The following is a 22,055-nucleotide window of genomic DNA, read 5'->3' as shown; positions in this document are numbered from 1 at the left end:
AACCATGGTATAAGGGGTAAAGACATAGGAGCGAATTTGACTTCCCCAGGTGATTTCTTTTTTATCCCCTTTAAGAGAGTCTACTTCTGCAGCCTTTTTCTCTTGCTCCAATTGGTAGAGTTTAGCTTGCAACATCTTCATTGCTCGATCACGGTTTCCGTATTGGGTCCGGTCCACAGTAGATGCGACAACAATTCCTGTCGGGATGTGGGTCAAGCGTACCCCTGTAGAGACCTTATTGACGTTTTGTCCACCAGCTCCACCAGAGCGGAAGGTGTCCATCTTGATATCATCATCCCGAACTTCGACTTCGATGGTATCATCTAATTCAGGCATGACTTCAACAGAAGTAAAGGAGGTGTGACGTCGTTTAGCAGAATCAAATGGAGAGATTCGAACCAAACGGTGTACCCCCATTTCAGATTTCAGAAGACCGTATGCATGTGGCCCTTCAAAGGATAAAGTCACAGACTTGATTCCGGCCTCATCTCCAGCCTGATAGTCCAAGACTTCAACTTTAAAGCCGTGGGCATTTCCAAAACGAGTATACATCCGAAGAAGCATGTCGCCCCAGTCCTGAGCTTCTGTCCCTCCTGAACCTGGGTGGATTTCTAAGATGGCATTATTATTGTCATAAGGTTCAGACAATAGCAAGGTCATCTCATAGCTGGTCATACGTTTATCCAGCTCCTCCAATTTCTCAATCAATTCTTCTTTGACCGAATCATCTTCGGTCAAAAAGTCTAGCAAGATTTCTGACTCATCAAAGAGATCCACCATTTGATGGAAATTTTCATAGGTCTGCTTGAGTTCATTTAATTCTTGGGATGTCTTTTGCGCAGCAATATTATCATCCCAAAAATCAGGTTCTGTCATTTTATTTTCTAAAATGGCAATTTCTTCTTCCAATGCCTCTAAGTCAAAGAGACCCCCTGAAAGAAGCTAATTTTTCACGATTTGCGTCAATTTTTTGACGAATTTCTGAAATGTCCATAAGTACCTCTTTCTATGTATCTAGTCTATTATATCATAACCTTCACTATTTGCCCACCTTTCAATATTGGAACTGCTAGTTGACCTTTGCGAATCCAGCTGATTTTAAGTACTTTTTTAATTATTTGTAACCTAATTGTTAGAAAAAAAGAACTGGATATGCTAGACTTGTTAGCATGACAAGAGTAGCTTTTATGTCCGATTTACATATTGATTCAAACCTCTTTGGCCAGGAAGAAATAGAGACCCTCATCACACTTTTCAAGCAAGAAGAGATTCAACACCTCCATATCGCAGGAGATATTGCCAATGGCTTTGAAAAGATCTCACAAGATTTTATAGCCCAACTTCAACACCAAGTCCCCGTAACCTTCAGTCTGGGGAACCATGATATGCTTGGGCTATCAGAAAACGCCATAAGTCCTTTTGAATTTCAAAAGATTCCTTTTTCAAAGCATACACTCCTTGCCTTTTCCGGCTGGTATGACTACAGCTTTGTTCCTACTCTCTCTCCCCAAAAACATCTCCAAACCAAGAATCTGTTTTGGTTTGATAGACGCCTCCAACGAATGGGATCTGATCCAGCCATTACCCAACGTCTGTTGCGAGAGCTCGAAACAGAACTCATGCAAGTGGATCAACCCTTGATCATCGCTATGCACTTTGTGCCTCATAGTCAGTTTCTCCTGCGCCACCCTTATTTTGAACGCTTTAATGCTTTTCTAGGGAGCCAAGCCTTTCATGAACTCTTTAGACAATATCCTGTCAGAGAGGTGATTTTTGGTCATAGCCACCACCGAATGCCAGCAACAACGATTGACACGATCACCTATCATGCCAGACCTTTAGGCTATGTCCGAGAATGGGATCTTTGCAAACAATTTTTCGAAGCTTTTCCTGAATATGATTTTCCAAAACGATACGATCCCTACAAACGCTATCGCAGAATCAAAGACCTTCCTGAATTTAAAGCATACAAGAAAAAACAACTGGCTCATGAATTTTCTCAAGCCATGACCATCCTTGAACTATAATAAAAAATTGGCCCCTCTGGGACCAATTTTTTACTCTTCTGTATCTAGGAGATTTTTTGCAACAAGAGCTGCCAAGACACCGCCAACGATTGGAGCCAAGATAAAGATCCAAATTTGTTGGAGTGCTGCACCACCTACAAAAAGTGCAGGAGCCAAGCTACGAGCTGGGTTAACAGAAAGACCTGTAATGTTCAAACCAACAAGAATGATCAAGGTCAAGCTCAAACCGATGACAAGACCAGCGATTTTCCCGTTTCCTTTAGAAGCTGATGTCACTGTCATGATGACCAAGATAAAGATAAAGGATGCAATCACTTCAAACAAGAAACCGCCAAATGGAGTCACTCCTTTAGCCAAGGCATTTTCACCAAGACTAGCAGTTGACATCCCTGAATTGGACAAGAGAAAGAATACTGTTGCAGACGCAAGAACTGCTCCAACCACTTGTGCTGCGATATAGTTAATCAAGTCTTTAGACGACAAGCGTTTATTGACAAACATAGCAATGGAAACAGCTGGGTTCAAGTGAGCACCAGAAACAGTCCCAATAGAGTAGGCTGCTGCAACAATGGACAAACCAAATGCCAAGGCAATTCCTAAATGCCCCAGACCTTCAGTCCCATTTCCAAAAACAACAGCGCCAGTCCCGATAAAGACAAGCATAAATGTACCGATTACTTCAGCAAAAAACTTTTTCATAATATAAGTTTCCTTTCTTCAAACTGTTGTCTAGTTTATCAAAAATCCAGTCTGGGCTCAAGAAATATGCCCAGACATCTCTGCAAGCAAAAAAGCCATCCGAAGATGACTTTTGATACGCGATTAAATGGCGTTTTTATCCTTACCAAGTGCACGTTGAACGGCTTTAACGATTTCAACAAGGACAACAATCATAAGGGCACCTACAGCAACCACCAACCATTGTGTCAAGCTCAAATGAGACACGTGGAAGAGTTTATTGAATCCTGGTACCATAATCGTCGCCATTAAGAGAATAAAGGCTACTGGGATAGACCAGTTAAATGTTTTGTTCTTGAAGAGTCCCACTTTAAAGATCGATTGGTAAACTGATTTAACGTTAAAGGCATGGAGCAATTGGATCAATCCAAGAGTTGCAAAGGCCATGGTCAAAGCATCAGCATGGATTTCTGCACGAGTAGAGTGTTCAGGAGAAATCAAGGCCCAACCATAAACACCGAGAACCAGGATGGTTTGGAAGATCCCTTGATAGAGGATAGCTCCGAAGACACCACCGTCAAAGAAGTTAGATTTACGACCACGAGGTTTGTGGGTCATCACGCCTGGCTCAGCTGGTTCCACACCAAGGGCGATGGCAGGTAGGGTATCTGTTACCAAGTTAATCCAGAGAAGATGCACTGGTTGAAGAACATCCCAACCAAAGAGGGTTGCAAAGAAGATAGTGAATACTTCAGCCATATTGGCAGACAAGAGGTATTGGATAGATTTTTGGATATTAGAGAAGACTTTTCGTCCTTCTTCTACCGCTACGATAATAGTAGCGAAGTTGTCATCGGCAAGAACCATATCAGAAGCTCCCTTAGAAACCTCTGTACCAGTAATTCCCATACCGATACCGATATCAGCTGTCTTAAGTGATGGAGCGTCATTAACCCCGTCACCAGTCATGGCAACAACTTTACCTTCTTTTTGCCATGCTTTCACGATCCGAACCTTGTGTTCAGGAGATACACGAGCGTAAACAGAGTATTGTTTGAAGACCTTTTGGAATTCTTCATCAGTGAGGTCATTCAACTCAGCCCCTGTGAAGACGTGATCTTCTGTGTCATTTGGATCGATGATACCGAGACGTTTGGCAATAGCTTCCGCTGTATCTTGGTGGTCACCTGTGATCATAATCGGACGGATACCTGCTTCCTTAGCGACACGAACAGCTTCTGCTGCTTCTGGACGCTCAGGGTCAATCATGCCGACCAAACCAGAGAAGATGAGGTCAGACTCAACGATTTCAGATTCCAAGGTTGGAATTTCATGGCTTGTCTTATAAGCCATCATCAAGACACGGAGGGCTTGTTTAGCCAAGTCTTTGTTGGTAGCAAGGATAGCTTTTTTATCTTCATCCGTGATAGGGCGAACTTCCCCATTGACTTCAATACGTGTCACACGCTTGAGCAATTGGTCAGGGGCCCCCTTGACAGCGATAAAGTATGAACCATCAGCTTCCTTATGGATAGTAGACATAAGCTTACGGTCAGAGTCAAATGGCAATTCTGCCACACGTGGTTCATCCTTCAAGACTTCACGGACATCAAAATTGTGGTCCAAACCAAACTGTACAAGGGCTGTCTCAGTTGGGTCCCCAATCAATTTACCAGATGGGTCCACTTTAGTGTCATTGGCAAAGTTCATGATACGAAGAGTATTGTTGCTAGCAGCAATTTCACTTGCTGAACTTTGCAATTGACCATTTGTATAAACCTTCTCAACCGTCATTTGATTCATGGTCAAAGTACCTGTTTTATCAGATGCGATGATTTCTGTTGAACCAAGTGTTTCCACGGCTGGCAATTTACGAACGATTGAATTGCGTTTAGCAAGGGTTTTCGTTCCCAAAGAGAGAACGATAGTCACAATAGCAGGAAGTCCTTCTGGAATGGCCGCAACCGCAAGGGCTACCGCAACCATCAATCCTTCTAATGGATGTTCTCCACGAACGAAGACACCAACCAAGAAAGTAATAACGGCAATCACAACGATTAAGTAGGTCAAGGTCTTAGACAATTGAGTCAAGCTTTGCTTCAATGGTGTTTCTGTTTCATCCGCATTGGCCAACATATCCGCAATCTTCCCAACTTCTGTATACATACCAGTGTTAGTCACGACACCAATACCACGACCGTATGTTACGTTTGAGTTTTGGTAACCCATATTGACGCGGTCACCAATACCTGCATCAGCTTCGACAAGTCCTGTCACATCTTTTTCAACTGGAACAGATTCTCCTGTAAGAGCTGCTTCTTCGATTTTAAGGGAAGCTGCTTCAAACAAGCGCATATCAGCAGGCACGACATCTCCCGCTTCTAGCAAGACGATGTCCCCAGGAACTAATTCTTTTGAATCAATCTCAATAACGTGGCCATCCCGACGAACCCGGGCCATCGGGCTAGACATATTTTTCAACGCTTCAATGGCTGCTTCTGCTTGCCCTTCTTGGTATACCCCAAAGGCAGCATTCAAGACAACTACGGCCAAGATGATCATGGCATCTGTTAAACCGTCCATCCCTTCTGTAAGCACAGAAAGTGCTGCTGCCACAAGCAAGATGATAATCATCAAATCCTTAAATTGATCAAGGAATTTAGCTAGTAGGCTACGTTTTTCGCCCTCTTCCAACTCATTTCGACCATAAGTCGCTAGGCGTTCTTGAGCTTGAGCAGTTGACAAACCTTCGATAGATGAGTCCAAATTCTTTAGGACTTCTTCTGCAGTTTGCGTGTAAAACAAGTCTTTATTTTGTTCTTTTGACAAAATAGTCTCCTCCTTTTTGGCCTCTTTTTACAAAAAAAGAGACCTGTTTTTTAAAAAAACAAGTCTCGCTGTTTAATATAGTGCCGGAAATAATTCGGAATGACGACACTATCGCGGGAAATCCGCCAGCTACTCCCTTGAGTGGTTTTATTATACCATTTTTATAGAATAAAGCAAGCTGGATCTCTAATAATTTAATGAGGTCTATTCTTCCCATTCAACCAATAATTGATAATTGGCAAATTCCTGTTCCCCATCAAGAGTTAGCAAACGATAAGACGCTCGCAAGCTTCCTTCCTCTATTTGAAAATGGTCTGTTGTAATTAAAAATTGCTGAATCCCCATCGGAGTTGGGATGATTGCCCCACCATCTTCATTTTTATAGAAGCGCATAATGGATTTAGGTGTTGAGAAGCGTGTCATAACCAATTCTTCGTTGGAAAATTTCAAAGCAACCTTTTCATCTTCTTCATTGGTATACAAGAGATATTGAAAACCTGCTTTTTCCTTCCATTCACCTTGATAGTACTGATCAACGATTTCCATTTCTTCTCCAAATCGAATGGTATTTTGAATTCGAATCTGCATCTTTGTCTCCTTCCCTTCTTTTCTTGCCTTACTATTCTATCAAATTTTACGCATTTTGACTGCCCCTATTAGCCTCTAAATCGCAAAATAGGCTTTTTTTTGCTATAATAGACCCATGAATGAAAAAGTCTTTCGCGATCCCGTACATGATTACGTACATGTGGATCATCCGATCATTTATCAATTAATTAATAGTAAAGAATTTCAACGACTACGCCGCATCAAACAACTGGGGACATCTGGTTTTACCTTCCACGGTGGGGAGCATAGTCGTTTTTCTCACTGTCTGGGCGCCTATGAAATTTCAAGACGGATTCTGTCTATTTTTGAGGAAAAGTATGCAGAGCAATGGAATTCTGATGAAAACTTACTGACCATGACAGCCGCTCTTCTTCATGACATTGGCCATGGTGCCTATTCCCATACCTTCGAAGGACTCTTTGGGACCGATCATGAAAAAATGACCCAGCTGATCATCACCAGTCCTGAGACGGAGGTCAATCAGATCCTCTTACAAGTGGCACCTGATTTCCCAAATCGTGTAGCCAGCGTCATTGATCATACCTATCCCAATAAACAAGTAGTGCAATTGATTTCTAGTCAAATTGATGTAGACCGGATGGATTATTTACTGCGGGATGCCTATTTTACGGGTGCATCCTATGGGAAATTTGACTTGACCCGTATCCTGCGCGTCATTCGTCCGATTGAAAATGGTATTGCCTTCCAACAAAATGGCATGCACGCTGTTGAGGATTACGTGGTCAGCCGTTACCAAATGTATATGCAGGTCTACTTCCACCCGGCTACTCGTGCCATGGAAGTCCTCCTTCAAAATCTACTCAAACGCGCAAGAACCATTTATCCAGATCAGAAAGAGTATTTTCAATTGACTTCACCTCGCTTGATTCCATTTTTTGAAGAAGAGGTCACCATTCAAGACTACTTAAATCTAGATGACGGTGTCATGAATACCTATTTCCAAGTCTGGATGGACAGCCCGGATACTATCCTGTCTGATCTTGCTCAGCGCTATATCAATCGGAAAGTCTTTAAGTCGATTCTATTTACAGAAGATAAGCGAAAAGACTTAGTAATCCTTGAAAAACTGATTAAAGAGGTTGGGTTTAATCCTACTTATTACACAGCCATCCACCAAAATTTCGATTTGCCCTACGATATTTATCGGCCAGAGCTTGAAAAACCGCGGACTCAGATTGAGATGATAAGAAAAGATGGAAGTTTGGCCGAGTTGTCTCAGTTATCTCCACTTGTCGCTGCCCTTGCAGGAACCCGCTATGGAGACAACCGCTTCTATTTTCCAAAAGAAATGTTGGAAGCTAACGGACTTTTCAGTAAGCAAGTAGAAGAATTCACTTCTTACATTACCAATGATTATTTTACAGGAGAGACGGATGTCCATTAAATTAGTTGCGATCGATATCGACGGTACACTCCTCAATTCAAAAAAAGAGATCACACCTTCCGTATTTGAAGCCATTCAAGACGCTAAAGCCGCAGGTGTCAAAATTGTGATCACAACAGGTCGTCCCATTGCAGGTGTCTCAAAACTCTTAAAGGAACTTCACCTCATGGATCATGGAGACTATGTCATTACCTTTAACGGTGGACTGGTTCAAGAAACCGCTACTGGAAAAGAACTCATCAAGGACCTCTTAACCTATGAGGATTATCTTGATATCGAGTCTCTTGCTAACAAACTCCAAATCCACTCTCATGCGATTACTAAAGATGGTATCTATACCAGCAATCGAGATATCGGACGCTACACCATTCATGAATCCCAACTGGTCAATATGCCCCTTTATTACCGGACGCCTGAAGAAGTTCGTGAGAAAGAATTTGTCAAGGCCATGTATATCGATGAACCAGACATTCTAGATGCTGCGATTGCAAAAATCCCTAAAGAATTCAAGGACCGCTTCACTATGGTCAAATCAGCCCCTTTTTATTTAGAAATTCTAGGGAAAACAACCAATAAAGGAGCCGCCGTTCTTCATCTAGCTGAACGACTTGGAATCCAGCAAGAAGAAACCATGGCTATCGGAGATGAGGAAAATGACCGCTCCATGTTAGAAGTTGTAGGACATGCCGTTGTTATGGAAAATGGCAATCCAGCTCTCAAAAAAATTGCTACAAGTATCACTAAATCAAATGATGAATCTGGCGTTGCATACGCCATTAGAAAGTGGGTATTATAAGAAATGTACCATTACCAGCTAGGAATTTCTGCTAGTGAGCATGATGACTTTGTTATTCAGAGTGACCAAACCAATCTCTTACAAAGCAGCTCATGGGCAAAAATCAAAGATAATTGGGGAAATGAACGGGTTGGTTTTTATCAAGAAGACCAATTAGTCGCGGTTGCAAGCATCTTGATTCAACCCCTGCCACTTGGCTTTTCCATGCTCTATATTCCTCGAGGCCCGATCATGGATTACCAAAACAAGGAGCTGGTTTCATTTGTGATCCAGTCCCTTAAAAAGATAGCCAAACAATACAAGGCCTTGTTTGTGAAATTTGATCCAAGTCTTTTCTTGAGTAAACACTTGATTGGACAAGAAAAGACAGAAGCTCCTGCTGTGCAAGCGGTGATCGACACCTTAACTAAAGAAGGGGTTGAATGGACTGGCCGAACCAGTGATATGGCAGAAAATATCCAACCACGCTTTCAAGCGAATATCCACAAAGAGTTTTTCACCGAGCAAGATCTTTCAAAATCTACTCGACAAGCCATCCGAACCGCTCGAAACAAAGGGATCCAAGTGCAATTTGGCGGGACTGAATTGTTAGAGGACTTTGCTTCTCTCATGAAAAAGACTGAGGCACGTAAAAGCATTCATTTACGTGGAAAAGACTACTACGAAAAACTACTCACAACCTACCAAGGAAAATCCTACATTACTTTATCTACTCTAGATCTCGAGAAGCGGAAAACCTCCCTTACAAAAGATCTTGAAAAAAACAAGGCAGAGGCTGAAAAATTCACCGAAAAAACAAAGCCTGGCAAAGTTGAGAACAACCAAAAAGAAAAAGAGCGCATAGAGGAAGAACTGCAATTTCTTGAGCAGCATCTCCAGGCTGGTAAAAAGGTCGTTCCTTTATCTGGAACCTTAAGTCTTGAATTCGGTGGGACATCTGAAAATGTTTATGCAGGGATGGATGAAGAATTCCGCCGTTACCAACCCGCCATCCTCACCTGGTATGAAACTGCCCAACACGCTTTCGACCGTGGTGCTTCTTGGCAAAATATGGGAGGCATTGAAAATTCACTCGATGGTGGACTCTATCATTTTAAATCTAAATTTAATCCTATCATTGAAGAATTTGTTGGGGAATTCAACCTTCCAACAAGTCCACTCTATCCACTTGTAAACACAGCTTACAAGATCCGGAAAAAATTAAGGAGTAAATAAGTTACATGACTCTTACGACAATTTCAAAAGAAGAATTTACCACATTTGCAAATGCTGTCTCCCATCGCTCTTTTATCCAGTCTGCTGAAATGGCAGATCTACTTGAAAAGCGAGGAAACACGGTCCAATTTATCGCTTGGAAACAAGAAGATCAAGTCCAAGTGGCAGCAATCTTGTACAGTCTTCCTATGACAGGTGGTCTCCATATGGAAATCAATTCTGGCCCCCTTTACCAAGAGGAAGCTATGCTAGAACCCTTCTATGGAGCTTTAAAAGACTATGCGAAAGACAAAGGCGCTATTGAACTCGTCATCAAGCCCTATGATACCTATCAAACCTTTGATAGTGACGGTAATCCAATCAGTGAAGAGCAAACCCATTTTATGGATACCCTTAAAAACTTGGGCTATCAGCATGATGGTTTAACAACAGGTTATCCAGGCGGAGAAGGTGATTGGCACTATGTGAAAGATATGGAGGGCATCACCGAAAAAAATCTTCTCAAAAGCTTCAGTAAAAAAGGAAAGCCACTTGTCAAAAAAGCCAAATCTTTCGGTATTGAACTGAAACGATTAAACCGCAATGAACTGCAACTCTTTAAGGATATTACTTCCTCTACTAGTGATCGTCGAGACTATCAGGACAAGACCTTGGATTATTACCAAACCTTCTATGATAGCTTTGGCGACAAGGCAGATTTCATGATTGCAACGCTGAACTTCCACCACTACTACACGAATCTTGAAAAAGACCAAGCGAAACTAGCACAGAAGATTGAAAAATTACAGAAGGATCTTGAACTAAATCCCAACTCAGAGAAAAAACAAAATCAACTTCGTGAATTTTCTAGTCAGTTTGATACCTTTGAAGTGAGAAAACAGGAAGCCAAAGAATATATTGAAAAATATGGAGACAAAGACGTCATTCTTGCAGGTAGCCTCTTCGTCTATATGCCACAAGAATCCACCTATTTATTCAGTGGCTCTTATACAGAATTTAATAAGTTCTATGCTCCTGCTGTTCTCCAGGAATATATGATGCTTGAAACCATCAAACGTGGTATCCCAAGATACAACTTCCTTGGCATTCAAGGGATCTTTGATGGCTCAGACGGTGTTCTTCGTTTCAAACAAAACTTCAACGGCTACATCATCCGTAAGATGGGGACCTTCCGTTATTATCCGCGTCCTCTTAAATACAAATTGATTTCTCTCATCAAGAAACTTTTGCGTCGTTCATAAAAAATAAAACCAGCGTCTCAGCTGGTTTTTTAAGACAATAAAAGAGGCTGGGACAAAAGTCCTAGCCTCTCAATTGTTTTTGGATTGTCGAGCAAGACGCAGTGGTTGAGTGGGCTCTACTACGCTGATTGCATCAGCTTTTACAGCCCTACTCAACTGTGCGGAGGTGGGACGACGAAATCGAATTCTAACGAATTACCGATTTCTGTCCCACTCTCTTTTTCTGTTAGATTAGTTTACGAAGTTCAACAATGCCAAGAAGCTTTCTGGATCAAGTGATGCACCACCAACAAGAGCTCCATCAACGTCTGGACATGCCATGTATTCAGCAACATTTTCAGGTTTCACTGAACCACCGTATTGAACACGTACTTTGTCAGCTACTTCTTGACCGAAGTCAGCAGCTACAACGTCACGAACAACTTTACACATTTTTTGTGCGTCGTCTTGTGAAGCTGATTTACCAGTACCGATTGCCCAGATTGGCTCATAAGCGATAACAGATGCAGCTACTTGTTCAGGAGTCAAACCAGCCAAAGCAGCAGATACTTGAGCACCTACGAATTCAGCAGCTTTACCAGCTTCGTAAGTTTCAAGTGACTCACCACAACAGATGATTGGAAGCAAACCATTTGCAAAGATTGCTTTTGCTTTTTTGTTGATATCTTCGTCTGTTTCGTGGAAGTAGTCACGACGTTCTGAGTGACCGATCACAACATAGTCCGTACCGATTTCTTTCAAAACTTGTGGGCTAGTTTCACCAGTGAAGGCACCAGAGTTTTCAAAGTAGCAGTTTTGTGCAGCAACTTTAAGGTTTGACCCTTTAGCAGCAGCAAGAACAGTTGTCAAATCAAGAGCAGCTGCAGCAATACCAGCTTCAACAAGATCAGCTGAAGGAAGTTTTGATGCTACTGCTTCAACAAATGCTTTTGCTTCTTCTGGATTTTTGTTCATTTTCCAGTTACCAGCGATAAATGGTTTACGTGACATTTCACATACCTCGTTTTTCTAATTTTATACTACCTATTCTACCATAATTTTCGTCATAATGAAAGGTTGCACAAGCTCATTTTACTTTTTGCCAAAATAAAAACCCCGTCTTCACGGGGTTTTCTGTCTGTCTATATAATTGTTAATCTGGGAACTAGATCGAATTAAGCTTCGATTTCAGTAACCATACCTGAACCAACAGTACGTCCACCTTCACGGATTGAGAATGTAGTACCTTGTTCAACGGCGATTGGGTGGATCAACTCAACGTCGATAGTCACGTTATCACCAGGCATTACCATTTCAGTTCCAGCTGGAAGTTCGATAGATCCAGTTACGTCAGTTGTACGGAAGTAGAACTGTGGACGGTAGTTGTTGAAGAATGGAGTATGACGTCCACCTTCTTCTTTAGAAAGGATGTAAACTTCACCTTTAAATTTAGTGTGTGGGTTGATTGAACCTGGTTTAGCAATAACTTGTCCACGTTCGATTTCATCACGTTGGATACCACGAAGAAGCACACCAACGTTGTCCCCTGCAAGACCTTCGTCAAGTTGTTTACGGAACATTTCAACACCAGTAACAACCGCTTTTTGGATTTCTTCTTTAATACCAACGATTTCGATTTCGTCGTTGACTTTAACGATACCACGGTCGATACGTCCTGATGCAACAGTACCACGTCCAGTGATTGAGAATACGTCTTCGACTGGAAGAAGCAATGGTTTGTCAGTATCGCGTTCTGGTTCTGGGATGTACTCATCAACAGTGTTCATCAAGTCCATGATGATGTCTTCGTATTTAGAATCACCTTCAAGAGCTTTAAGAGCTGAACCTTGGATAACTGGAAGGTCATCACCTGGGAAATCGTATTCTGAAAGAAGGTCACGGATTTCCATTTCAACCAATTCAAGCAATTCTTCATCGTCAACCAAGTCAACTTTGTTCATGAAGACGATCAAGTGTTTAACACCAACCTGACGTGAAAGAAGGATGTGCTCACGAGTTTGTGGCATAGGTCCATCAGTTGAAGCTACTACAAGGATAGCTCCGTCCATTTGAGCGGCACCAGTGATCATGTTTTTAACGTAGTCCGCGTGTCCTGGAGCGTCGATGTGAGCGTAGTGACGTTTTTCAGTTTCGTACTCAACGTGTGCAGTGTTGATGGTGATACCGCGTTCGCGTTCTTCTGGAGCAGCATCGATAGACGCATAGTCTTTAGGTTGGTTAACTGATGAAGGCAAGCGACGTGCCAAAACAGTTGTGATAGCTGCAGTTAGGGTAGTTTTACCGTGGTCAACGTGTCCGATAGTACCAATGTTAACGTGTGGTTTACTACGATCGTATTTTTCTTTTGCCATTTGAGTAAAAGCCTCCAATAAAATATATTTTATAGATAGACAGTAGGCAATACAGTCTAACTTTCCTTACTATTCTATCGAATTTTAGATAAAATTGCAAGCCTTTTACCTATATTTTCTTAATTATTCCTCTTCTTTTCTTTAATTTTGTCATCTTGCAGAAAGATCCTGGTCAAGGTTTGAAAATTACACTTAAAAATCTTCTATTCAAGCTTATAAGCACCTTCTATTACTCCTGTTTGAGAGCAGAAAAAAATCGGAACAATGTTCCGATTTTTTTAACCTGAATTTCGTAATCCTGTAGCCACTCCATTGATGGTGATATGGATTAGCTTGTCTTGATCGGCTGATAGTTGTCCAGTCCGTTGTCGTCGAATCAATTCTAACTGAATATAGTTCAAGACGTTAAAGTACGGCATCCGATGATCCAAACTTTCTTTCAGATAAGGGTTTTCCGCGAGCAATTCGTCATGCTCCTCAATCATCAGGATGATATCTTTGGTCAATTGCCATTCATGTAAGATAATCTGATAGATATTGCGGACTTCTTCTTCCTCACACAATTGCGCATACTCAAAGGCAATATCCATGTTGGCTTTGGATAAGACCATATCCACATTTGACAAGAGAGATTGGAAGAAAGGCCAGTTCTTATACATATATCGAAGAGTTTCGATATTCTCAGGATCTTCATCGATAAATTCCTTAAAACTTGAACCAACTCCGTACCAACCTGGGAACATGACCCGACTTTGTGACCAAGAGAAGACCCAAGGAATGGCACGCAAACCACCAATTTCTGTAATAGTCTTACGGGCAGCTGGACGCGAACCAATATTAAAGCTAGAAATAGCTTTGATCGGACTTGATTCAAAGAAGTAATCGTAAAAGTGCTCATTTCCAAAGACCAAATCACGATAGATATCGTAACTGCGATTGACAACTTGATCCATGACTTCCCCAAAACGATCAAACATAGAGAAAGGACTCTTTTGTTCGGAAATCATCCGGTTAATGGTTGCTGAAACGAGCATCTCAAGGTTGTAGTAGGCAGCATCTTTGTTCCCGTATTTATTGCCGATCACTTCCCCTTGCTCGGTTAAGCGGATACGGTCATTAATAGATTTCAATGGTTGAGAAGTGATGGCTTCATAAGTAGGACCTCCACCACGACCAACCGTACCACCACGACCATGGAAGAAAGTAATCTTCACTCCGAACTCATCTCCGATAGCAGTCAATTGTTGTTGGGCTTTAAAGAGGGTCCAACAAGAAGACAAGTAGCCGCCATCCTTGTTAGAATCCGAGTAACCTAACATAATTTCTTGGTAGTTGTTCTTGGAAGCAATCCAACGTTTGGCAATTGGAAGAGACAAGTAGCTTCTCATCGTTTCTTCTGAATGATCCAAATCTTCGATTGTTTCAAACAAAGGTACGATTTGCACACGAGCTTTTTCCGTATCAATTAAGCCCACTTCTTTCAACATCACAGCCAATTCCAACATATCTGATACACTTGTTGCATGAGAAATGATGTTTTGACGAATGACTTCTTCTCCTAAACGATCCTTCAATTCACGGGCCGTTTGGAAAATTGCTAGTTCTTTTTCAAGTAGTTCAGATTTTTCAGCATGGGTGGCTGATAAAATCCGTGGGTCTTCTAAGAGTTCTTTCAAGAGAACCTGACACTTTTCATCCTCTGATAAATCAGAATAATGGTCATTAATCCCTGCTGATTTCAATAATTCTGCTACACAGGCTTCATGCACACTAGAATCCTGGCGCATATCAATAGAGGCCAGATAGAATCCGAAAACATCGATGGCTTCTAGAAGTTCTGCTAACTCACCAGAAATTAAATACTCTGATTTGTTTTCTAACAAGGAATCTTTGATCTTTTCAAGGTCTTCTTTGAATTCTTGAGCAGAGGCATAAGCTGGAGCTTCTTTCTCAGAAATTTTCTTTAAAGCTCCAGAGATACGATTGCCGATATAATCAGAAACTGGCCCTTGTTGATGAGCGTTTGCTCCTAATAATCTCTCGACAGCATAACGATCTTCTCTAGTTTCCCCAACCATCGTCCATTCTTTTAAGTTGACCAAGGTTTGGATCAATTTTGACTGGATATAGTGGAAAGCACGACGGTATGGCTCTTTTTCACGAAAAACAGATGTATCACTTGATAGGGCTGCCATTTCAGCTACTGCTTCACTTGTTTTAGAAAGACTCGTTGAAAGTGAGAAATGACGGTATAATTTAGAAATCTTTTCGATGTAATAGTTCAAAATGACTTCACTTTGAATGGTTGCTGAACGTTTCAAGGTCTCGGCTGTTACAAACGGATTTCCGTCCCGGTCTCCCCCAATCCACATGCCCATTGTAATCGGACGTGGTTGTTCGAGTTCTAATCCATGCTCTTTTGCCAAGCGTTTGTATTCCAGCATAAGGTTTGGAACAGCTTGTAAAAAGGAGCTATTGTAATATTCCATGACGTTGGTGATCTCATTTGTAACCTTCAATTTTTTGTCACGAATCATATCCGTTTGCATCATGATTTCAATATTACAACGAAGGTTATTATACCACTTGTTTTCATTAATCAATCCCGCTTTAACATCCCGGTGTTGACGAAGAAGAGCATGGATATGATTGGTCAGATCCAGCATAGTCTTTCTTTGCACTTGAGTTGGATGGGCTGTCAAAACCGGTACAATATTGAGATTTTCAAGAATTTCTTGTGCATCTTCATTTTTCGCAACTTCTTTAATGGTTGAAGAAAGTTTTCCGAGGTAATCACCATCCACGTTATTCAAATGATTGATTTCATAGGCCAAATCGACATCTTCTGAGATATTAATTAAGAGTGGTAAAATGGCAAAATAACGTGAAATGACTGTCATTTCTTCATTTGTCAATTGTTCCACTAGTTGGTTCAAATCACGATAATTCTTTGTTTTCGATAGATCTTTCAATTGTGAGATCTTTTCAAATGTTTCTGGACGAACCAAATTTTTCGTAATATCATCCAATAAATTGGTTAAAATTTCGGCTTCTTCTTTAACAATATCTTTATTTCTAAAGTTCTCTAATTTTTGTAAGACCATTTTTTCTCCTTTTTGAATAGCCATCTCGCAAATACATTTTAATAATAAGGCTTAATTTTGCCTTTTTCTTCAAATACAATTCCTTCTTCTTCCATTCGAGCTCGTTTTTCACTAGCATCGATATTAAGGACAAAAGCAATAGCAACCGACAGAACCCATAAGCTATTTCCCCCTTGAGATAAGAAGGGAAAAGTGACCCCAGTAGAAGGAATCAAACCAGATATTCCACCGATGTTAACAAAGGTTTGAATTAAGATCATACCACCGATTCCAATGGCCATCATCGAATTAAAGGGATTCCTTGCCCGAATACCAACCAGAATGACCCTAAGGATCAAGAAGAATAAGAGTGCAAGAATTAAACTAGCGCCTACAAAGCCTAATTCTTCAATAACAATTGCAAACACAAAATCCGTATGCGCTTCAGGTAGATAACCTTGTTTTTCAATAGAATTTCCAAGTCCTAAACCAAACCAGCCACCATTACTCATCGCATAATAGGAATTGGCTAATTGGTGTCCTGCACCAGATAAGTCATTGAAAGGGTTAAAGAAGGCACTGAATCGTTTGGCAACATACCCAAAAACAGGAACTTTAGCCACACGGTCCACACCAATAATCCAGATTGTCCCCAAAATAAGAGTGGAAGCTCCAACAACTACTCCTAGTAAAGAAGAAAACCAACGATAACCGACACCACTGACTGTAATCATTATCAGTACTGTCAAGGCTAAGATCGTCGCATTCCCCAAGTCTGGCATAATGACAACAATCCCAATAAGGATCAAGGTCAACCAACGCCAATCGGTTAGATTTCGAGGAACCCATTCATTATGGGTCAAAGCTTGGTAATCATATTCCTTGATCTCATCTTGTCGCTTGGAAAAAATCAAGGCTAGATACCAGACCAAAATAACTTTGAGATATTCCGCTGGCTGAATACTAAATCCACCTGGAATCGTCAACCAACCGTGGGCTCCATTGACCGTACTTGTGACAAACCTTGATAGAAGTAATAAAATGACTTCAATAAAAATCACGAAGGCTAAAACCTTCTTATTTCGAAGAAAATTCAAGCTGAATTTGTAAATTAATGCGATAGTAAAAAGGCTAAGGATAAAAAAGAGTCCTTGTGTCTTGACCATTCGAGTGGAACTCACTCCACTTTGAATCGCCAAGGCACTTGTTGTCGAATAAACTACAATCAAACCAATAATGGATAAAATCAAATAGGGAATGAGGATGGAATAGTTTAATAGATGTCTTTTTTCAATTTTCATAGTTCACCATATTCCTAATGTTCAACCTTCATTATATCATTTTTAAGGTACAATACAAAGGAAAGGCCAGAAAAGATTCGGCTTCTTCATTATTTTATAAAAAAATTTTGTATATCCTTCCTATTTTCAATTATTTTTGGTCTTTTTTGATAAGAAGATTCCTATTTTTTAAAAATAATGACTAAAATAACGGTCTTTTAAGCATTAAGTTTTGCCTTTTCGTTTGTTTTACGGTAAAATGTTTCTGTATGAGAAAAAGGATAAAACCCATTGTTCTCTTCGTCTTTTTTGTCGGTTTCATTTCTTTTCTCGTTCTTTCACGAACGATTGCCGATCTACAAGCAAGAGAACGACAGCAAACAACCAAAACCATTCCGAACTCCAATACATCAAAAAAAGCAACAACTGCTTCCTCTTCTTCAAAAAAAGAAGAAGACATTAATCCAGAACTGGTTGGTCGCCCGATCATTGATATTTCTGGTTGGCAATTGCCAAGTGAAATCGATTATGATACCCTTTCTCAAAATGTAGGGGGCGTGATCGTTCGTGTTCACAGTGGTGCTCAAGCTAAAAAGGAAAATGCAGCGACCTACTTAAATGGTCTGGATAAATCTTATCAAACTCATATCCAAGAATTCCAAAAGCGGAACATTCCTGTCGCGGTCTATGCTTATGTCGCGGCCAAGGATAAAAAAGAAATGGAGAAAGAGGCAGAAGAATTTTACAAGGCTGCTTCTCCTTATAAACCGACCTACTATTGGTTGGATGTTGAAGAAAAAACCATGAAGGATATGAATGCAGGCGTTGAAGCTTTCCGAGCAAAACTACAAGCTTTGGGTGCAAAAAATATTGGACTTTATATCGGAACCTACTTCATGGAAGAACATAGTATCTCCACAGATAAATTTACGGCTCTTTGGATTCCTACATATGGATTTGATGACGGCTACTATAACGCCGCACCAGATACCAATACGGAATACGACTTGCATCAATATACTTCGCAAGGACAATTAAATGGATTCTCACATTACTTGGATCTCAACCAAATTGCTCCGACGCAAGACCAAGAAGCAATTTATCGGAAACTATTTAAAGTACAAAAAGATGGATCTTCCTCATAGACGTCATACAGCAGATCAAGTGTTCTTCACTTCTTCTGCTGTTTTCTATATTAGAAGGTGATCTGAAAATCATAACGAATATGTGTTATAATGGTCTAATAAAAATGAAGTTCATGGAGAATATCAGAAAGGGAGAAAATTATGGCAAAAAAAAATAAAGTGAAAAAGACCTTGGTCGAACAAATCCTGACCAAGGCAAAGATTGAACACATTGCCCTACAAATCAATGCTTTAGAAGGGATTTTGCCAGAAGGAATTGATCGCTCTACCATTTTCAAAACCTTGGCTCTCAAAGGAGATAAGACAGGTCCTGTGATTGGGATCATTCCTATTACAGAGCATCTTTCAGAGAAAAAGCTAGCAAAATTATCGGGGAATAAGAAAGTCGCTATGATTCCTCAAAAGGATCTTGAAAAGACAACTGGTTATATTCACGGTGCCAATAACCCGGTCGGGATTCGTCAGAAACATTCTTTTCCTATCTTTATCGATGAATCTGCCCTTCAGTTAGAAAGCATGATTGTATCCGCTGGAGAAATTGGCCACAGTATTCAAATCAAACCACAACTTCTAGCTGACTTTGTAGAGGCTACCTTTGCAGATATTATAGAATAATTACAGAGAAGGAAAAAAACTGTGAAACTATATTTTATTCGACATGGACGAACAGAATGGAATGAAGAAGGACGCTTCCAAGGCTCGAGTGGAGATTCCCCACTATTACCTACCTCCATTCATCAGCTAGAAAAACTAGGAAAACACTTAGCTACCGTTCCATTTGATGCGGCCTATTCTAGTGATCTTCCACGTGCTGTTCATACTGCACAGATCATCCTTGATCAATTAGAGAAGCCTATAGAATTGCAACTAACTTCTGCTCTTCGTGAGTGGAAGTTAGGAAAATTGGAAGGAGCTAAGATCGCTACAATCACGTCCATTTATCCCCAACAAATGGATGCATTTCGACATAACTTAGCCCGTTTCCAAAATGAAATCTTTGATGCGGAATCGGTTTATGATACAACCAAACGGACCTGCGATTTTGTAAAAAGTTTGAAAGGAAAAGAACTCGATACCGTTCTCATCGTTGGACACGGGGCCAATCTGACAGCTTCTATTCGAACCTTGCTCGGTTATGAAATAGGAGAACTTCGCAAAAATGGCGGACTCAATAATGCTAGTGTGACGATTCTAACAACAGATGATTTTGAGCACTATCACATAGACACTTGGAACGACACTTCTTATACGGAAGACTAAAAAACACTGATCGCGTGATCAGTGTTTTCTTTTAGCTTATTTCATGGTTGGGAAGAGAAGGACGTCGCGAATCGTGGTCACATTTGTCAACAACATAACGAGACGGTCAATACCAATTCCAAGTCCACCTGTTGGTGGCATACCATATTCGAGAGCTTCAACGTAGTCATAGTCGATGCCTGTAGCTTCGTCATCTCCCAATTCTTTGGCACGAGCTTGCGCTTCAAAACGTTGCAATTGATCGATCGGATCATTCAATTCCGTGAAGGCATTGGCATACTCTTTGGTCATGATGAAGAGTTCGAAACGGTCAGTGAAGCGTGGGTCTTCTGGATTTTTCTTAGCCAATGGAGATACTGCTACTGGGTGACCGTAAACAAAAGTTGGTTGCGTCAAGGTTTCTTCAACGAATTCTTCGAAGAAAGCATTGATAATTTGTCCCACTTCTGTGTAGTGTTTTTCAACTGGTACATGTTTTTCGTTTGCAAGTGCTACAGCTTTTTCAAAGGTCATGTCTTGCCAGAAGTCAACACCTGTGATTTCTTTGATTGCATCAACCATGTGAACCCGTTTGAATGGTTCATTGATTTTGATTTCTGTTCCTTGATAGTCAATTGGACCATCACCATGGACCGCTTTCGCAGCATGTTGGATGATACCTTCTGTTAAGTCCATGATATCGTGGAAGTCAGCGTAAGCTTGGTAGACTTCGATCGAAGTAAATTCAGGGTTGTGAGTGGCATCCATTCCTTCGTTACGGAAGATGCGTCCAATTTCATAAACGCGTTCCATCCCACCAACGATCAAGCGTTTCAAGTGAAGCTCGGTCGCGATACGAAGGACCATGTCAATGTTTTGTGCATTGTGGTGAGTGATAAATGGACGCGCAGATGCCCCACCAGCTTCATTGTGAAGCACTGGTGTTTCTACTTCAAGGAAGCCTTGACCATCTAAATAACGACGGATTTCAGAGATGATTTTTGAACGGGTTACAAAGCGTTCAAAACTTTCACGGTTTGAAATCAAATCCAAATAACGTTTGCGATAGATGGTTTCAACATCTGAAAGTCCGTGGAATTTTTCTGGCAAGGGACGAAGGGCTTTTGATAAATGCGTAATGTGAGTTGCTTTGATTGAAAGCTCACCCATGTCGGTCCGCATCACTTCTCCTTCTACCCCGAGGAAATCACCAAGGTCTGCTTTTTTGAAGATCTCATAGTTTTCTTCTCCAACAGCGTCCTTACGAACGTAGATCTGAATTTGACCTTCTCGGTCTTGAAGATGGGCAAAGCCAACCTTTCCTTTTCCACGCTTTGTTACAAGACGACCGGCAATAATAGCTGTTTCGTTCAAGTCGTGGAGTTGTTCTTTATCTAATTCTGAATATTTTTCTTTTAATTGACCTGAATTTGCAGTACGTTCGAATCGTTTTCCAAATGGATCGATTCCTTGTTCACGAAGGGCCGTCATTTTCTCACGACGGACAATCTGCTGGTCATTTAATTCTTCCATATGTTCAGTAGTCATTTGGAACCTCCTAAGTTATTCTTCCCTATTCTATCATATTTAGACCAGAAATTCACTAATATTTACCAATTAAACAAAAATAAGGTAGAAGAAAAAATGCAGCTTCTTGAATGAATACTCAAAAAAATTTGAACACTATCGTTGACTGCTCAATCAGTTTAACCTTTATAAGGCAATATGATTGAAAAGGGTTCGACAAGACTACAAAAAAGGAGCGTGTGAATCCTGAACAATTCATCCTGACTCGCTCCTATTTTTTATTCATAACGCAGTGCTTCGATAGGGTTTAACTTAGAAGCCTTATTTGCTGGTAAAATCCCAAAGATAATGCCAACAAATGCAGAGAAAATAATACTACCGATAGCAACATTTAAGGAAATAATCGGCGGTCCTTCTAGGGAGGATGCAGCAAGTGTAGTAATCAAGCTATTCACACCATAAGCAAGGCCAAGTCCAATTAGCCCCCCAATGATGGTCAAGACCATCGATTCAATTAAAAATTGAACCAAAATCTTACTTCTCGTTGCTCCCAAGGCCTTGCGAAGACCAATTTCTCTCGTCCGCTCGGTAACAGAAACCAACATGATATTCATGACTCCAATGCCACCA

General features: G+C 40.8%; 18 protein-coding genes. 8 read left to right on the top strand and 10 right to left on the bottom strand.

Annotated features, from left to right (window positions below):
• Positions 1-994 (bottom strand): peptide chain release factor 2 gene (prfB, locus tag AB5Y61_RS10145; RefSeq protein WP_368404064.1). Its coding sequence is split into 2 segments (ribosomal slippage), with 993 coding nucleotides annotated over them: positions 1-921 and positions 923-994; the frame shifts between segments, so codons are not numbered across the junction. This gene is flagged as partial in the annotation.
• A gap of 175 nt (positions 995-1,169) precedes the next feature.
• Here prfB and AB5Y61_RS10140 point away from each other — a divergent pair.
• On the top strand, positions 1,170-2,027 hold the full coding sequence (locus tag AB5Y61_RS10140; RefSeq protein WP_368404063.1) for a metallophosphoesterase: 858 nt from the start codon (positions 1,170-1,172) through the stop codon (positions 2,025-2,027).
• Positions 2,028-2,057: 30 nt separating this feature from the next.
• Here the strand turns inward: AB5Y61_RS10140 and AB5Y61_RS10135 are convergent, their stop codons facing one another.
• The 3 genes from AB5Y61_RS10135 to AB5Y61_RS10125 form a co-directional block, all read right to left on the bottom strand.
• Positions 2,058-2,726 (bottom strand): MIP/aquaporin family protein, encoded by a 669-nt coding sequence (locus AB5Y61_RS10135; protein ID WP_368404062.1) that lies wholly within the window; start codon positions 2,724-2,726, stop codon positions 2,058-2,060.
• Between the two features lie 123 nt (positions 2,727-2,849).
• On the bottom strand, positions 2,850-5,534 hold the full coding sequence (locus AB5Y61_RS10130) for a cation-translocating P-type ATPase (protein ID WP_368404061.1): 2,685 nt from the start codon (positions 5,532-5,534) through the stop codon (positions 2,850-2,852).
• 204 nt (positions 5,535-5,738) lie between these two features.
• Positions 5,739-6,122 carry a DUF1934 domain-containing protein gene (locus AB5Y61_RS10125; protein ID WP_368404060.1) on the bottom strand — a complete coding sequence of 128 codons (384 nt, stop codon included), beginning with the start codon at positions 6,120-6,122 and terminating at the stop codon, positions 5,739-5,741.
• Positions 6,123-6,237: 115 nt separating this feature from the next.
• Between AB5Y61_RS10125 and AB5Y61_RS10120 the strand changes: the two genes are divergently transcribed.
• From AB5Y61_RS10120 to AB5Y61_RS10105, 4 genes are read left to right on the top strand one after another with little or no spacing between them, the layout of a single operon-like run.
• On the top strand, positions 6,238-7,548 hold the full coding sequence (locus tag AB5Y61_RS10120; protein WP_031574032.1) for an HD domain-containing protein: 1,311 nt from the start codon (positions 6,238-6,240) through the stop codon (positions 7,546-7,548).
• Complete coding sequence (yidA, locus tag AB5Y61_RS10115) at positions 7,538-8,344, top strand: sugar-phosphatase (RefSeq protein WP_368404059.1); 807 nt, start codon at positions 7,538-7,540, stop codon at positions 8,342-8,344. Before AB5Y61_RS10120 ends, yidA begins: the two co-directional genes overlap by 11 nt.
• Positions 8,345-8,347: 3 nt before the next feature.
• A complete protein-coding gene (locus AB5Y61_RS10110; RefSeq protein WP_368404058.1) occupies positions 8,348-9,559 on the top strand; it encodes an aminoacyltransferase in 1,212 nt (403 codons plus the stop codon).
• Between the two features lie 5 nt (positions 9,560-9,564).
• On the top strand, positions 9,565-10,800 hold the full coding sequence (locus AB5Y61_RS10105) for an aminoacyltransferase (protein WP_368404057.1): 1,236 nt from the start codon (positions 9,565-9,567) through the stop codon (positions 10,798-10,800).
• A 231-nt stretch (positions 10,801-11,031) separates the two neighbouring features.
• Here AB5Y61_RS10105 and tpiA read toward each other — a convergent pair whose 3' ends face one another.
• The 4 genes from tpiA to ftsW all read right to left on the bottom strand — a co-directional run bounded on the left by tpiA (position 11,032) and on the right by ftsW (position 17,535).
• Positions 11,032-11,790, bottom strand: a complete 759-nt coding sequence (tpiA, locus tag AB5Y61_RS10100; protein ID WP_368404056.1) for a triose-phosphate isomerase — start codon at positions 11,788-11,790, stop codon at positions 11,032-11,034.
• A 164-nt stretch (positions 11,791-11,954) separates the two neighbouring features.
• Entirely contained in the window at positions 11,955-13,151 is a 1,197-nt protein-coding gene (tuf, locus tag AB5Y61_RS10095; protein WP_061564186.1) for an elongation factor Tu, read from the bottom strand.
• Positions 13,152-13,429: 278 nt separating this feature from the next.
• Positions 13,430-16,255 (bottom strand): phosphoenolpyruvate carboxylase, encoded by a 2,826-nt coding sequence (gene ppc, locus AB5Y61_RS10090; RefSeq protein ID WP_368404055.1) that lies wholly within the window; start codon positions 16,253-16,255, stop codon positions 13,430-13,432.
• Positions 16,256-16,293: 38 nt separating this feature from the next.
• Positions 16,294-17,535 carry a cell division peptidoglycan polymerase FtsW gene (ftsW, locus tag AB5Y61_RS10085; RefSeq protein ID WP_368404054.1) on the bottom strand — a complete coding sequence of 414 codons (1,242 nt, stop codon included), beginning with the start codon at positions 17,533-17,535 and terminating at the stop codon, positions 16,294-16,296.
• A gap of 248 nt (positions 17,536-17,783) precedes the next feature.
• Between ftsW and AB5Y61_RS10080 the strand changes: the two genes are divergently transcribed.
• The 3 genes from AB5Y61_RS10080 (at position 17,784) to AB5Y61_RS10070 (ending at position 19,919) form a co-directional block, all read left to right on the top strand.
• A complete protein-coding gene (locus AB5Y61_RS10080; protein WP_368404053.1) occupies positions 17,784-18,659 on the top strand; it encodes a GH25 family lysozyme in 876 nt (291 codons plus the stop codon).
• 141 nt (positions 18,660-18,800) lie between these two features.
• A complete protein-coding gene (locus tag AB5Y61_RS10075; protein WP_368404052.1) occupies positions 18,801-19,274 on the top strand; it encodes an aminoacyl-tRNA deacylase in 474 nt (157 codons plus the stop codon).
• A 21-nt stretch (positions 19,275-19,295) separates the two neighbouring features.
• On the top strand, positions 19,296-19,919 hold the full coding sequence (locus AB5Y61_RS10070) for a histidine phosphatase family protein (RefSeq protein WP_368404051.1): 624 nt from the start codon (positions 19,296-19,298) through the stop codon (positions 19,917-19,919).
• A 36-nt stretch (positions 19,920-19,955) separates the two neighbouring features.
• Here AB5Y61_RS10070 and lysS read toward each other — a convergent pair whose 3' ends face one another.
• Both lysS and AB5Y61_RS10060 read right to left on the bottom strand, forming a co-directional pair.
• A complete protein-coding gene (gene lysS, locus AB5Y61_RS10065; RefSeq protein ID WP_368404050.1) occupies positions 19,956-21,446 on the bottom strand; it encodes a lysine--tRNA ligase in 1,491 nt (496 codons plus the stop codon).
• Positions 21,447-21,703: 257 nt separating this feature from the next.
• Positions 21,704-22,055: ABC transporter permease (locus tag AB5Y61_RS10060; protein ID WP_368404049.1), on the bottom strand; the 352-nt coding region annotated here is incomplete at its 5' end.

Source organism: Streptococcus parasanguinis, from assembly GCF_040908565.1.
GTDB lineage: Bacteria > Bacillota > Bacilli > Lactobacillales > Streptococcaceae > Streptococcus > Streptococcus parasanguinis_AC.
The sequence above is the reverse complement of the archived record's forward strand: the minus strand, read 5'-3'. Positions and strand labels throughout refer to the sequence as shown.